Below are 15411 nucleotides of genomic sequence, written 5' to 3' on the forward strand. Positions count from 1 at the left end.
GTTGCCCTTTTTATTTCTTTTTAGATTTGGATTTTTTGTTGTTTCCTTTGTCTTTATTGATTCTTACCTCTTTATACTTGGCATCATAACGCCAAGAAAAACCAATACCTCCGTACAAAATAGAAGGAGTGTCTTTGAGACTACTACTTATAGAGGCATCTATTTGCATGTCTTCATTTAGTAAGTAGGCTGCTCCACCTCGGACTATGGCATCACTATAAACATCACTTTTAAAGCCTTGGTTTTCTAAAAATCCAGACCATTTTTCATTAAATCCTTTGGTTAAGGTCAATACATAACCATAACTAGGATAGTCTGTTGTGATGTAGTCTGCAATTAGGTTGGTCACAAAAACCCAGCTTCCGTCACCAAGGTGGTTTTGGGTTATCAGCATAATTTTGGGAGAGATGCCCCCATTGTAGTTATTCAATAAAGGGGTTTTGTTGGAGTAGGCGTAGGGGTTGTTATCGGAGGTAAAATTAGCTCCTGCAAATACTGAAACTGCCGGAATAAGCTGGCGCCATTTAAAACGGTGGTTTGCTTTCCAGCTAAATAGGTTTGGTTTTTCTTCGTAATTTTTAAATGGATCATAAAACAAATATTTTGCTCCCAAAACGGTTTGTTTTAATGCGGATCTATTGCTTTCTACAAATTGAGAGCTAAGTTTTTCGTTTTGATATTGCAAATCTACAACCAACTCTAGGTTTTCTTTAAAAACACCCCATCTAAGTGTGGCATCCAGACCAAAGCCATTGGCATCATAATTTAATAAATTATGGTGTTGTTTGATACCATAAATACCTACTTCTGCCTGAATTACTGTTTTACCTACGGCATAGGCAGACATGGTTTCTCCAGGTCTATTGGAGTTAATGATGTCTGTGTGTTGGGCATAAGAGACGCCAGAAGCGGTCAGAAGCGTTAGCAGGAGTTTAAATTTATTTTGGAACATGGGTTTTGTATTTAAAAATTGTATCGTTTTTCAAATGTACTATATTTTATTATTTATTTAAGAATGATAGTTTAGTTTTGAACGTTTGATTTGTTAATTTTGTAAAAAATTTTGATTATGCAAACAGCTTCTTTTGTAGGTTTTATTAGAACCTTATTTTATATACTAGCATTTTATTATATTTTTAAGTTTTTGGCTAAATTATTTTTACCTTTTTTGTTAAAAAAAGTAGTTCAAAAAGCCGAAACAAAATTCCAACAACAGCAACAATACCGACCAGATAATTCTTGGAACAAGACTACAACCGAGCAAGAGGTGTTTTATAAACCGCCAACCTCCCAAAATAGATCTTCAACCAAAAAGGTAGGAGACTACGTAGATTACGAAGAAATAGATTAAGTTTGCCTGTGTTTTGTATCTAATTCCTATCTCTTAAAAAGTTTTAAAATTGAAAATTATAAATAAGTTATACCCACACGCAATTGCTATTTTTGGTTTTGTTATTGTTTCTTTACTTTACTTTTATCCTGTATTGCAAGGCAAACAAATTTTTCAGTCTGATATTGTTCAATACACCGGAATGGCCAAAGAACAAAATGATTTTAGAGCAGTAACACACACAGAACCTTACTGGACCAACAGCTCTTTTGGAGGAATGCCCACGTATCAATTAGGAGCAAAATACCCGCACGATTATATAGGCGCTATAGATGATGCTTTGCGTTTTTTGCCCCGGCCTGCAGATTATTTATTTTTGTATTTCTTGGGTTTTTATGGTTTGCTTTTGGTGCTAAAAATAGATCCTTTAAAGGCATTTATTGGATCCTTGGCCTTCGGTTTTTCTACCTATTTAATCATCATATTAGGAGTTGGGCATAATGCCAAAGCCCACGCTATTGCGTATATGCCACTTGTAATTGCAGGATTTTTATTGGTATTTAAAAAAAGATATTTATTAGGTGGTTTGCTAACCATGTTTGCCAGTGCATTGGAGATTAATGCCAACCACTTTCAGATGACCTATTATTTATTACTTTTTTTGCTACTACTCTCGGGCTATTTTATATACCAAGAGCTCAAAAATAAAGCGTACCAATCCGTACTAAAATCTTTAGGATACCTAGCCATTGCCGGAATTTTGGCCGTTGGAGCCAATGCAACCAATTTATTAGCCACGGCAGAATATGCAGGATTTAGTATCCGGTCTAAGAGTGAATTGACCTACAATCCGGATGGCTCTCCAAACACTACCAGTAGTGCCATGACCAAAGACTATATTACAGAATATAGCTACGGAGTTTTAGAGAGTTTTAATTTAATTGCACCCAGAATATTTGGTGGCTCCAACAGTGAAGCCGTAGGTAAAGACAGCCAAATGTATACTTTGATGTTAAATAACGGAGTTCCAGAGGCGCAAGCAGCAGATTTTGTTTCAGGAATGCCTACCTATTGGGGAGACCAACCCATTGTAGCGGCACCAGCATATATAGGAGTAGTGGTTTTCTTTCTGGCTGTTTTGGCCTTGTTTGTAGAGAACAGAAAAGTTAGATACGTTTTTGCTGCAGGAGCAATGGCATCCTTGATGCTTTCTTGGGGCAAAAATTTCCCGTTATTGACGGATTTTTTTATTGACTATGTCCCAATGTATGATAAATTTAGAGCCGTTTCGTCCATACAAGTTATTCTAGAACTATGTTTGCCTGTGCTTGCAATAATGGGGTTACAATCTTTTTTTAGGTTAGAAAAATCCCAGCAATGGAAACCATTATGGCAAACCAGCGCCATTAGTTTTGGAATTATACTAATTTTATTTTTAAGCAAAAGCATGTTCCGTTTTTCGGGAGCCAATGATGGTTATTATTTAGAAAGCTATGGGCCGGAATTTGTGGACGCATTAGTGAGCGATAGAAAGAGCTTGTTTAGTGCAGATTTGTTGCGCTCTGCTTTTTTTATAATGCTTGCGGGTGGTACTTTATGGTTTTTTATTAAAAATAAAATTGCTCAAAATACCGCCATCATTCTAGTGGGGTTGTTTTTAGTTTCGGATTTGTTTTTTGTAGATAAAAAATACGTTTCAAACAAAGATTTTGTTTCCAAACAAAATGTAGAAACGCCTTTTCAGGAAACCCCGACAGACCACCAAATTTTAAAAGATACCACGGTATACCGCGTTTTTGAAGTTCAAGATTTGATGGGCGCCAGAACCTCTTATTTTCATAAATCTATTGGAGGATATAGTGCCGTTAGACCACGCAGAGTACAGCAATTGTTTGATTATCAGTTGGCTAAAAATAACTTAGAGATGCTTAATATGCTCAATGTTAAGTATGTGATACAAAAAGATAAAGAAGGAAAAGATTTTCCGGTACGTAATCCAGATGCAAACGGTAATGCATGGTTTGTAAAAGAGGTAAAGTTGGTAAATAAAGCCAACGACGAAATGCGCCTTTTGGATAAAATAGATACCAAACAACTGGCTATTTTTAACATTCATTTGCATGGAGATAAGTTTAAAAACGCCCGATTAAAAAGAAATTTAGACACCACTGGAACCCTACTTTTAACTACCTACAAGCCCAATTATTTAAAATATAACTCCAAAAGCAATAGCGAAGGATTGGCTGTTTTTTCTGAAATTTATTATGAAAAAGGATGGAATGCGTATGTAGACGGCATAAAGACATCGCATTTTCCGGTTAATTATGTGTTAAGAGCCATGATGGTCCCTGCTGGAAACCATACTATTGAATTTAAATTTGAACCCGAAGTAGTAAAAACCGGTAGCACAATTACCCTAATTAGTACTATACTTATGTTGCTGCTTTTGATTGGAGGTATTTATTTAGAAAAAAAGAAAAAATTAGACTCTCTCTAGATAACTAATTTTTGGTTACTATTCTAAACAACAAATACTATTTTTTAATCTTAGCATGCAATAAACATTATTTTGAAGAACAAAAAAATACTAATTATCACCTATTATTGGCCTCCAGCGGGTGGTCCAGGAGTACAACGCTGGCTAAAATTTGTTAAATATTTGCCCGAGTTTGGAGTTACGCCTGTAGTCTACATTCCGGATAATCCAACCTATCCTATTTTGGATACAGAGTTACAAAACCAGGTTTTAGATACAACAACCATTATTAGACAGCCAATTTTTGAACCCTACCAACTTGCTTCTTATTTTTCTAAAAACAAAACACAAAAAATAAGTTCTGGAATTATTCCTAACCCAAAAAAACAATCTTTTTTGGATGCTGTTTTTTTATGGATCAGAGGAAATTTATTTATTCCTGATGCTCGTGTTTTTTGGGTTAAACCCTCGGTTGCTTATCTTGAAAAATATATAGCTACACATAATATTGAGACTATTATCACCTCAGGACCACCACATAGTTTGCATCTTATTGGCCTAGAATTAAAGAAAAAATTAGCCTTAAATTGGATTGCAGATTTCAGAGATCCCTGGACCACCATTGGTTACCATAAATCCTTGCGTTTGTCTGGTTTTGCGGCTGCTAAACATAAAAAATTAGAGAAAAAAGTTCTCCATGCTGCGGATACCATTTTGGTTACCAGCAAAACCACCAAGCTAGAATTTCAGGCAATTACAACCAAACCCATTGCGGTGCTAACCAATGGATATGATGTGGAGCTGGTTCAAAATGAAGCTTTGGATACTGCGTTTTCTTTAGCGCATATTGGTTCGTTTCTCTCGGAGAGAAATCCTATGATTTTGTGGGAATCCATACAAGAATTACTTACCGAAATACCGAATTTTAAAAACCATTTGGAAATAAAATTAATTGGCGCTATTAGCCAAGAGGTTTTGGCTACAATAGCGCGTTTTGATTTAAATACCTATGTAAATAATTTAGGATATGTGTCTCACTCAGAAGCAATTGCGCATCAAAAAAAATCCCAAGTTTTGTTGCTCATCGAAATTGACTCTCCAGATACCAAAAGCATTATCCCAGGCAAATTATTTGAGTATATGGTTTCTAACCGTCCTATACTTGCTTTAGGTCCCAAGGGTTCTGATTTTGCCGAAATCATTACCAACACCAATACGGGTGTGTTTTTGGAATATTCTGAAAAACAGAAGTTAAAAAATGTAATTTTGGATTATTATACCCAATTTCTGTCCGGAAAATTACAATCAAATGCGGTTGGCTTACAGCAATATTCCAGAAAAAATATAACCAAACAATTGGTAGAATTACTAAATAAATAATATAAAGAGACTGCTTGCATCTCACCACAACCTCTAATGGGAATAGTATTAAATCAATCTTTAAAAAACACCATAATTACCTATATCGGTTTTGGTGTTGGTGCTATCAATACGCTTTATTTGTATCCCATTTTTCTTGGAGCAACTTACTATGCTGTAACCAATTATATATTGTCTGCGGCCAATGTTATAATGCCCTTGTTTGCTATTGGTATGCAAAATACATTAGTCAAATTTTATTCGCAATATAATACAGAACAGGAGCGAGAGCAATTTTTGTCATTTACAGTGTTGTTTCCGTTACTGTTGTGCATTCCGTTGGTATTGTTGGGACTTTATTTCTTTGAGGATTTGGTGTTTTTTGTGTCCAAAAAAAACCCTGTAGTCCAGACCTTTATTTGGCTAATCCCTTTTACGGGTTTGTGTATGGCTTATTTTGAAATATTTTATGCCTGGGCACGGGTACACATGCACTCCGTATTTGGAAATTTTATTAAAGAGGTTGGTTTGCGTTTGTTTTCTTTATTTGCTCTTATTGGAGTATATTTTAAATGGATAACCGTTGTGGATTTTGTGTATGTTACCTCCGGGATTTATTTTTTGGCTTTACTAGTTACCATGTTATATGCCTTTAAGATTAAAGCACCTAAATTTCAGTTCCTTCTACCTCAGAATGTTAAGGCAATTCTAGAGTACACTTTTTATATTATTTTATCTGGTAGTGTAGCCAATCTACTCTTAGATGGAGACAAGTTAATGCTCAACCAATATATGGTTATTGAAAACATTGCCTACTATTCTGTGGCAACGTACATTGCCTTAGTAATTTCGGTACCTAGTAGGTCCATGCATCAAATTGTATATCCTATTACGGCCAAATTAATGCACGAAAATAAATATGTAGAGCTCAATGCCTTGTACCAAAAAACGTCAATCAATCTCCAGGTTGTTGGAGGTTTTGTAATGCTTTGTATTTTTGTAAACATTAACCAATTGTATCAATTGGTGCCCAAAGAATATAGTGGTGGGATTGTAGTGGTATTTATGATTGGTTTGTCTAAATATTTTGATTTAATTCTAGGAAACAATAATGCTATAATTTTTAATTCGAAGTACTACAGAATGGTGTTGTTTTTAGGATTGTTTTTGGTGGTTATCACCATAGTTTTGAATATTATTTTTATACCAACCTACGGAATAATAGGCTCTGCATTTGCCACCTTGCTATCTATAACCTTGTATAGCTTGGCTAAATTAATGTTTGTAGTAAAAAAAATGCACTTATATCCATTTACAAAACAAACCTTAGTATCCTTGAGCGTAACCATGGTATTGTTTTTGGTATTCTATTTTTGGGAGTTTCCTATGCATCCTATTATAGCCATTGGTTTAAAATCGGTTTTAATAACCGTAGCTTATGTGTATTTGAATTATAAATTAAAGGTTTCTAAAGAAATTAACGGCGTATTAGATGGTTTGCTTAACAAATTAAAATAAAGTGGTTTTTAGAGGGGCTATTTTTTTTAAAGGTTTTACAATATTAATCCCAATAGTCATTTATTCCGTATTCTTTCAGTACTTCTTCCCATTTAAACGCTACTTTATTTGGAATCAAAATACTTTCCTCATTCGCTATTTTTTGTCCTTTCTCTTTATTGAAAGATAAAAAATTGAAATTCCATTTTTTAAAGAAAAAACAACAAGCTGGAAGTGTTTATTGGCTATTGCTACAGGGCGTAGCAAACGTCTTAATCAATTTGCAAGTTTTGTGGAATTACCGTTTTTAATTGTATATTCGTCACACAGAAAATACTCGTCTCCAAAACTTGCAAACTGGTTAAGGTGCGGGAAGTTATGCGTTTTGCTAAAAGTCCGACAAATAACAAACACTATAAAAATAGACAGATAATATGTTTTTTAACTCATTAAATTTTGCAATCTTCTTACCTATTGTCTTCTTACTCTATTGGTTTGCAACAAAAGGAAATTTAAAACTTCAAAATGTTTTATTACTTGTTTCAAGCTATTTCTTTTATGCCTGCTGGGATTGGAGATTTTTATTTCTTTTAATCTTTTCAATACTACTAGATTATTATACCGGAATAAAAATGTCGGACGCTAAAAATAACAATTCTAAAAAGTTTTGGTTTTGGTTAAGTATATCTGTAAATCTTGGCTTTCTTGGTATTTTTAAATATTATAATTTTTTCGCTGAATCCTTTGCAAGTGCTTTGGGTAATGTAGGATTAAATGTTAATCCATGGACATTAAAAGTTATTTTACCAGTAGGTATTTCATTTTATACATTTCATGGATTGTCTTATGTAATCGACATTTACAAAGACCGAATTAAGGCAGAAAAGAATTTCATTGATTATTCTGTCTTCGTTAGTTTTTTTCCATTATTAGTTGCTGGTCCAATAGAACGTGCGACTCATCTTTTGCCTCAAATTCAAAAAAAGAGAACTTTTGATTATGCCAAAGCGGTTGATGGCTTAAGACAAATTTTATGGGGATTATTTAAAAAAGTTGTAATTGCTGACCAATGTGCTGAATATGCAAATCAAATTTTTAATAATTCAGCAGATTATTCAGGAAGTACGCTTCTTTTAGGTGCTATATTTTTTACTTTTCAAATTTATGGTGATTTTTCAGGATATTCTGATATTGCTTTAGGGACAGCTCGTCTTTTGGGTATAGATCTATTAAGAAACTTTGCTTTCCCATATTTTTCAAGAGACATTGCCGAATTTTGGAGACGATGGCACATTTCACTTTCTTCTTGGTTTAAAGACTATCTCTACATTCCATTAGGCGGCAGTAAAGGAGGAATGTGGATGAAGATTAGGAATACCTTTATTATTTTTCTTGTAAGTGGTTTTTGGCATGGAGCAAATTGGACATTTATTATTTGGGGTTTTCTAAATGCTTTGTACATAATGCCTTCAATAATATTTAATACAAATAGAAATAACCTTGAAATCGTTGCGAAAGGAAAATACATACCTAATCTAAAAGACTTATTTTCAATTTTAATTACATTTAGCTTAACTGTATTTGCTTGGATTTTTTTTAGAGCAGAAAATCTAGGTCACGCAATACAATATATTTCTCAAATATTTTCAAAATCAATATTTTCAACTCCTATTATAATACCGAATCGTTTATTCATTTTGCTTATACTATTTATAATCATCGAGTGGATTGGAAGAGAAGAACAATATGCCCTCGAAAAAACTTGCTTACAACTGCCTACTTTTATTAGATGGGGTTTTTATTACATACTAGTATTTGCAATATTTTATTTTGCAGGTTCTGAACAACAATTTATCTATTTTCAATTTTAGTTATGTCAAAATTCATAAAACTATTTGCATTATTTTTAATCCCAATTTTAGTTGTAATGACTTCATTTGAATTACTTTTAAGAAATATTCCTAATGATTATTCATATAAAAAAAAATATTTAGATGCCAAATCTGACGGTATTGAAGTATTATTTTTAGGTAGCTCTCATATTTATTTTGGAATTAATCCAGAATATATCACGAAGAAATCTTTTAATGTAGCACATAGTTCTCAATCCTTGAATTTTGATTTAGAAATTATTAAAAAGTATAAAAACCGATGGAAAAACTTGAAGTATATTATTGTTCCAATAGATTACTTTTCAATGTATACAACACTTGAAGATGCTATTGAAAAATGGCGTGTTAAAAATTATAGTATTTATTTGTTTTGACCCCTATAAAACAAGAGTATTATTGTAAATTTCGATTATTATTTATGCGGTTAATTTTTTCATCAAAATTAGATGCTTATCCTGGTTCCATTTCTCTATTGGGGTAATGCGTCCTAAAAGTCCATGTAGCCTAGTATTATTATAGAAAATCACATATCTTTTTAGTATTAGTTCAATTTCTCCAAAAGTTCTATAATCAACTCTTTGGAACACTTCTTTTTTTAGTATTCCATGATAGGCTTCAATATGTGCATTTTCTTCTGGTGTTGCTACATGGGTAAATTCTTGCTGAACTCCAATGAGTCCAAGGTATTCCCGAACTCTTTTGGCAATAAATTGACTTCCATTATCACTTCTTATCACAACATTTTCAGGGTATTGGTATTCTAAAAATAAATCAGAAAGCAAAGCGATTACTTTGTTTTGTTTTATAGAAAAAGAGAAAAAATCCTTTAATATTCTGCGAGTATGAACGTCTATTATAGATAGTAAATAAGCGTTTTTACCTACCTTTGGGATCCAAACCATCTTAATATCCATTTCTAAACATTCAAAAGGTTTAGTGGTTTTAACTTTTCTATATTTTACAAATTTACGACCAGAACCACTCCTGTTTATTCGGTTTTCTAGTTTCAACAAACCCTCTTCTCTCATAATTCGATACAACTTTTTAGGATTAATTAAGTACCCCTCTCGTTGTAAATAGGAAGTCATTAAACGGTAACCGCAGTCAATAAACTCATTACTTAAAACATCTTTAACAGATTCAACAACAGTATCTTGACTTACATATCCTTGATGTTTATTAAAGGTAAATTCACTAGGTTTAATACCTTTCTTACCTGAGCTTGGTCTTCTATAATAACTACTTTGAACCATGCCTACCATAGCAATAATTTTAGTTTTACTAATCTTATGTTTACTATAAAAACTATCTACTAAATCTTTCTTGGATCGGATGTCCCAAACTTTTTTTTTAAAAGTTCACGCCCGATTTCTAATTCGATTTCCTTGTTAGCTAATAATTTGCGTAGAATTCTGTTTTCTTCCTCAGCTTGCTTTAGCTCTTTACTACTAGTGTCATAAGTTACTTTTAAACCTGCTTCTCCCTGCTTCTCGTGTTTCTTCTTCCAGCTATACAAAGTGCCAGTGCTAAGGCTGTATTTACGGCAGGTTTCAACGGCTCCTAATTCTTCTGAAAAGGATAGGATTTCTAGCTTTTCTTCTAAACTCCATTTCTTGTATTTCATATCTCAAATGTACTATTTGAAATTTAAAATATCACTCCGAACTATTAAGGGGCTAAAATATTATTATGGTATCTCTACAAATGAAAGTTATTGGAATAACTTTGAAATATTTAGCGGGAAATTACCCAATAATATCTCAAGAGCTAAAGCATATTTATTTAAACAAAGAACAGATGTTACTTGTACTGAATTGGGTTTTGGGACTGCATATAACTCAAAAGATAGTAAAGACTTAATCGAAACTGGTAAAACTGCTGCTAAAAGACATACTATAGAACTAGATAATAACCAATTTATTTTTTCTAAAAATATTAAGACTGTTAATTCGATAATTGAATTTTCTAAAAATCATAATATAAAAATTATTTTTATTACTTGTCCTGCATATTCAACATACCGTGAAAATCTAAATCCAATTCAACTTGACAATTCTCTAAATATTATTAAACAATTATCTGCAAAAAATAAAAACACAACTTATTATAATTTTTTGACAGACAAAACATTTATTGCAGATGATTATTATGACGCAGACCATTTAAACGAAATTGGTGCTAAAAAATTAACTTTAAAAATAGACAGTATAATTAACAATATAGAAAGCACGAACGTACAACAGTCGTTTGTTAAAAAAGCGGGTTCTGTGCTAAAATGAAGTTTTGTGCTTCGAGATCCGCTTCTTAGTAAAACTTTAAAAATATTGTTCTTGGCTTAATGTTGCAGAAATACCAAAGTCTAAAATCATTTAATAATATTAGTTTTTTAATTTAACTACAACTTTTTTTATTGGCATCTATGCGAAAATAAAAAAAATAAATGTATGTTTTTTACGGTTTTCCACATTTGTTAAACGTATTAATTATTGCTAATAAGTTTGTTATAAATGGTTTGTTGCGCCATATAACAATAAAGTTTAAAAAGTCAAAACCCAAATATCACTAAAAGTGGGTATTGTAGGATGGACTTAAAGAACTTAATTTTGTGGCATCAATATTGTTATTAAACATATTATTATTGCAATTAAATCAGAAGGTTGTTATGAATAAACCAATAGCTGTTAAGGACGAAAATTCTAATAAATTTTCTGAAATCGTACAAGAAAAAATTAGTAAAGGATTTGTAATAGAAGAGCGTAATGACAAACTGCCTTTTGCGGTTATGTCAAAGAAAAAGAAAAAAATAAACCATAATATCTATTTTTTAGTGTCCTGTATAACTTTAGGTATTGGTTCTATTGTTTGGATTTATACCAGTTTTATCTCCTCCAAAGAAATAAGAATACTTGTGGGTCTGGATGAAGATGGCAACGTATTTGAAGACAAATGTTATAATTAATTTTATTTTTATTTAGATAAAAAAACAGCCTACTATTGATACGTAGGCTGTTTTTTTTTGAAGTAAATTATAACAAGTTATAATTTATCTTTTAAATACGGGCCAGTAACGGATTCTTTATTGGCAACAATGGTCTCTGGAGTGCCATAGGCCAATAATTTACCTCCATTTTCTCCACCTTCAGGGCCGAGATCAATAATCCAATCTGCGCATTTAATAAGGTCTAAATTGTGTTCAATAACCAATATAGAATGGCCTTTTTCAATCAAAGCATTAAAGGAGGCTAGTAATTTTTTAATATCATGAAAATGCAAGCCTGTTGTAGGCTCGTCAAAAACAAATAGTGCTTTCTCTTTGGTGGCTCCTTTGACCAAAAACGAAGCTAATTTTATTCGTTGTGCTTCTCCTCCAGACAATGTAGACGAAGATTGGCCTAATTGTACATAACCCAAGCCCACTTCCTGTAGGGGTTTTAGTTTTTGGGTGATTTTGGTTTGTTTGTTTGTGTCAAAAAACAACAGTGCTTCATCAATGGTAAGGCAGAGTATGTCGTGAATGTTTTTACCTTCAAATGCAACTTCGAGTATTTCTTTTTTAAAACGTTTTCCGTGACAGGTTTCGCAAGGTAGTTGTACATCGGCCATAAAAACCATTTCTACATTAATAGTACCTTCGCCCTTGCAGGTTTCGCAACGGCCTGCATCTACATTAAAAGAAAAATGCTTAGGCAGATAGCCTCGCAATTTGGATATTTTTTGTTTGGCAAATAATTCGCGGATATCGTCATAGGCTTTTATGTAGGTTACTGGGTTAGATCGAGAACTTCTTCCAATAGGGTTTTGATCTACATATTCAATGTGTTTAATGTGAGAGAAAGAACCACTTAGTTCCCTAAATTGACCGGCTTTTTCTCCAGCATTTTCAAGCTTTTTTTGCATAGCCGGAAACAATATTTTTTTGACTAGTGTGCTTTTACCGCTTCCTGAAACTCCGGTTATAACCGTTAGTACATCTAGCGGAAACAGAACATCAATGTTTTGCAAATTGTTTTCTCTTGCGCCTTTTATTTCAATATAATTGGTGTATTTGCGTCTTTTTTTGGGTACGGATATTTCTAAATTGCCATTCAAATATTCTGCCGTAAGAGAGTTAGATTCGAGGATTTCAACATAAGTTCCTTCTGCTACTAATTCGCCGCCAAAAGTACCTGCTTCTGGACCAATATCAATAATTCTATCGGCAGCTTTCATGATATCCTCATCGTGTTCTACCACAATAACGGTATTGCCTAAATCTCTTAAATCCAGCAGTACTTTTATTAATCTTTGGGTATCTTTGGGATGCAAACCAATACTTGGCTCATCCAAAATATACATAGAACCCACTAAGCTGCTTCCCAAAGAGGTGGCTAAATTGATACGTTGGGATTCTCCTCCGGATAGCGTAGCAGAGTTTCGGTTTAAGGTTAGGTAATCTAAGCCTACATCTGTCAAAAAAGAAAGACGGTTGTTGATTTCAATCAATAAACGCTTTGCAATTTGTTTTTCGTAGGTATCGAGGCTAATGTTTTTAAAAAAAGTTGCCAGATGTTGGATAGGTAAATCTACTAATTCAGAGACTGTTTTAGAATTAATTTTTACATAAGAAGCCTCCACTCGCAAACGTTTTCCTTTACAACTGTGGCACTTTGTTTTTCCTCGGTAACGAGAGAGTAAAACTCTGTTTTGTATTTTGTAATTTTTTTCTTCTATTTCTTTAAAAAAAGCATGCAAACCCTGAAAATAACTGTTTCCTGTCCAGAGCAGCTCTTTGTGTTCTGGAGATAGCTCAAAATAAGGTTTGTGGATCGGAAAATCAAATTTATAAGCATTGTTTACTAATTGGTCTCTAAACCAACTCATGCTTTCTCCGCGCCATGGATAAATAGCATTTTCAAACACCGAAAGACTGGTATTTGGGATAACTAATTCGGAGTCTATACCTATAATGTTTCCGTAGCCCTCACAAACCGGACATGCTCCGTATGGATTATTAAAACTAAATAAATGAACATTTGGTTCCAAAAAAGAGATACCATCTAGCTCAAAATTATTAGAATATGCCTGTCTGGTATTGGTTTGTAGGTCTTGTAGATAACAACTGCCTTTTCCTTCATAGAAAGCCGTTTGTACCGCATCTGCAAGCCGATTATAAAAAGCATCTTCCTCTTTGACTACAATTCGGTCAACAATCAAAAAGAGTTCTTTTTGGTTCCAACCAGCTGGCAAATCATCCAAACGAACCATTTGATTGTCTACCAAAATTCTGGCAAAACCTTGTTGCAACAAGACCTTAAGTTTGTCTTCTAGTTTTCTGCCTTTTTCCAGTACAATTGGTGCTAACAAAAGCCATTTGCTATCCAGGGGCATTTTTTTTACCTCAGTCACCACATCGGTCACCGTATCTTTTTTTACCTCTTGGCCAGAAATAGGAGAGAAGGTCCTGCCTATACGCGCATACAATAATTTGATATAATCGTATATCTCTGTAGAGGTTCCTACGGTAGAACGGGCATTGGTGGTATTGACTTTTTGCTCAATAGCAATTGCAGGAGCTATGCCTTTGATGTATTCTACCTTTGGTTTGTCTAGTCTGCCCAAAAATTGTCTGGCATAAGAGGAAAGACTCTCAACATAACGACGTTGGCCCTCAGCATACAGTGTGTCAAAGGCTAAACTAGATTTTCCGGAACCCGAAAGCCCCGTAATGACCACTAATTTGTTTCTAGGTATGGCCACATCTACACTTTTTAGATTGTGTACTTGGGCCCCTTTTATTAGGATGTTTTTCTTTGGATCTAATTCAGAAAGCGCAACTTGCATAAGTTTTTTTGTTTATACAAAAGTAAGCAATTTTAAATACAGAGAAGCCGTTGAACAATCCTTAAATAGAGTTCTTTTTAGGACCATCAAATTATAGTTAGTGCCTTTGTGGTATTTAGAAACCAGTGCTATGGTGTATTTTAGGCAGCTTATTTATATGTTTATAAATAGATATTTTGTTGTAAATAATGGTGTTTTATAGTACTATAATTGGTTGGTAACACTAAAAAAAAGGTTTAATGTAAAATAATTGTTAATTTTTTTTAATACTTATGGTTTGTTTTAAAATAAAATTAGTAAATTTGAATAAATATTAACAATAAATTATACTTTGCCTATATAGAAAAATTACTTTTTTAGAAATACCCAAATTAATTCAAAAACTAAAAAGTATAACTATGGCTAATTTAGAACTTCCAGATGCGTTATTGGTACGTAATTATGTTGCAGGAAACGAAAATTCTTTAGCAATATTAATCCAAAGGCATGAATCCCGTATTTTCGGTTTTATCTATTCTAAAGTTTTAGATAGAGACCTATCTAATGATATTTTTCAAGACACATTTATAAAAGTCATAAAAACCTTAAAGTCTAATTCGTATAATGAAGAGGGCAAATTTCTTCCTTGGGTAATGCGTATAGCACATAATTTAATTATAGATCATTTTAGACGCAATAAAAAAATGCCTTTGTATAGAGAGACCGAGTCGTTTTCTATTTTTTCGATACTATCGGATGATAGCCCTACTATTGAAAATAAAATAATAACCGAACAAGTTGAAGAAGACGTTAGAAAGCTATTGGAACAATTGCCAGCAGATCAAAAAGAAGTAATTGTAATGCGCATGTATCAGGACATGAGTTTTAAGGAAATATCTGAGGTAACAGGAGTGAGTATTAATACCTCTTTGGGAAGAATGCGGTATGCCTTATTAAATTTACGAAAAGTAATTGATAAGCACCAAATTGTTTTAAATAACTAACAATATATACCCAAGGACTGCGTTATCATGGTATCTTAAATCCTGTATAACATG

General features: G+C 33.1%; 13 protein-coding genes. 9 read left to right on the plus strand and 4 right to left on the minus strand.

Going from position 1 to position 15411, the window contains the following annotated elements; all coding sequences use genetic code 11:
* Positions 1 to 10: 10 nt before the first annotated feature.
* Positions 11 to 952, minus strand: coding sequence for a transporter (locus tag LB076_RS09395; protein ID WP_066330985.1), 942 nt, complete (start codon positions 950 to 952; stop codon positions 11 to 13).
* 117 nt (positions 953 to 1069) lie between these two features.
* Here LB076_RS09395 and LB076_RS09400 point away from each other — a divergent pair, with 117 nt between their 5' ends.
* The 6 genes from LB076_RS09400 to LB076_RS09425 all read left to right on the plus strand — a co-directional run bounded on the left by LB076_RS09400 (position 1070) and on the right by LB076_RS09425 (position 8928).
* On the plus strand, positions 1070 to 1351 hold the full coding sequence (locus tag LB076_RS09400; protein ID WP_066330983.1) for a DUF4834 family protein: 282 nt from the start codon (positions 1070 to 1072) through the stop codon (positions 1349 to 1351).
* Between the two features lie 49 nt (positions 1352 to 1400).
* Positions 1401 to 3827 (plus strand): YfhO family protein, encoded by a 2427-nt coding sequence (locus LB076_RS09405; protein ID WP_066330981.1) that lies wholly within the window; start codon positions 1401 to 1403, stop codon positions 3825 to 3827.
* Between the two features lie 72 nt (positions 3828 to 3899).
* On the plus strand, positions 3900 to 5186 hold the full coding sequence (locus tag LB076_RS09410) for a glycosyltransferase family 4 protein (protein WP_066330979.1): 1287 nt from the start codon (positions 3900 to 3902) through the stop codon (positions 5184 to 5186).
* Between the two features lie 36 nt (positions 5187 to 5222).
* A complete protein-coding gene (locus LB076_RS09415) occupies positions 5223 to 6683 on the plus strand; it encodes an oligosaccharide flippase family protein (RefSeq protein ID WP_066330976.1) in 1461 nt (486 codons plus the stop codon).
* Positions 6684 to 7096: 413 nt separating this feature from the next.
* Positions 7097 to 8533 (plus strand): MBOAT family O-acyltransferase, encoded by a 1437-nt coding sequence (locus tag LB076_RS09420; RefSeq protein ID WP_066330974.1) that lies wholly within the window; start codon positions 7097 to 7099, stop codon positions 8531 to 8533.
* A 2-nt stretch (positions 8534 to 8535) separates the two neighbouring features.
* Complete coding sequence (locus LB076_RS09425) at positions 8536 to 8928, plus strand: hypothetical protein (protein ID WP_066330972.1); 393 nt, start codon at positions 8536 to 8538, stop codon at positions 8926 to 8928.
* Positions 8929 to 8970: 42 nt separating this feature from the next.
* On the opposite strand, the gene LB076_RS09430 is transcribed toward LB076_RS09425, so the two are convergent.
* Both LB076_RS09430 and LB076_RS09435 read right to left on the minus strand, forming a co-directional pair.
* Positions 8971 to 9816, minus strand: a complete 846-nt coding sequence (locus tag LB076_RS09430) for an IS3 family transposase (protein ID WP_099092434.1) — start codon at positions 9814 to 9816, stop codon at positions 8971 to 8973.
* 50 nt (positions 9817 to 9866) lie between these two features.
* A complete protein-coding gene (locus tag LB076_RS09435; RefSeq protein WP_066337192.1) occupies positions 9867 to 10178 on the minus strand; it encodes a transposase in 312 nt (103 codons plus the stop codon).
* Between the two features lie 16 nt (positions 10179 to 10194).
* Here LB076_RS09435 and LB076_RS09440 point away from each other — a divergent pair, with 16 nt between their 5' ends.
* On the plus strand, positions 10195 to 10833 hold the full coding sequence (locus tag LB076_RS09440) for a DUF1574 family protein (protein WP_141672794.1): 639 nt from the start codon (positions 10195 to 10197) through the stop codon (positions 10831 to 10833).
* A gap of 383 nt (positions 10834 to 11216) precedes the next feature.
* The gene (locus LB076_RS09445) at positions 11217 to 11513 is read left to right on the plus strand and encodes a hypothetical protein (RefSeq protein WP_066330743.1); all 297 of its coding nucleotides are present in this window, start codon (positions 11217 to 11219) and stop codon (positions 11511 to 11513) included.
* A gap of 77 nt (positions 11514 to 11590) precedes the next feature.
* Here LB076_RS09445 and uvrA read toward each other — a convergent pair whose 3' ends face one another.
* Positions 11591 to 14374 (minus strand): excinuclease ABC subunit UvrA, encoded by a 2784-nt coding sequence (gene uvrA, locus LB076_RS09450; protein ID WP_066330746.1) that lies wholly within the window; start codon positions 14372 to 14374, stop codon positions 11591 to 11593.
* Between the two features lie 398 nt (positions 14375 to 14772).
* Between uvrA and LB076_RS09455 the strand changes: the two genes are divergently transcribed.
* A complete protein-coding gene (locus LB076_RS09455) occupies positions 14773 to 15357 on the plus strand; it encodes an RNA polymerase sigma factor (RefSeq protein ID WP_066330747.1) in 585 nt (194 codons plus the stop codon).
* Positions 15358 to 15411: the final 54 nt, after the last annotated feature.

Source organism: Flavobacterium crassostreae (assembly GCF_001831475.1).
GTDB classification, from domain to species: Bacteria; Bacteroidota; Bacteroidia; order Flavobacteriales; family Flavobacteriaceae; genus Flavobacterium; species Flavobacterium crassostreae.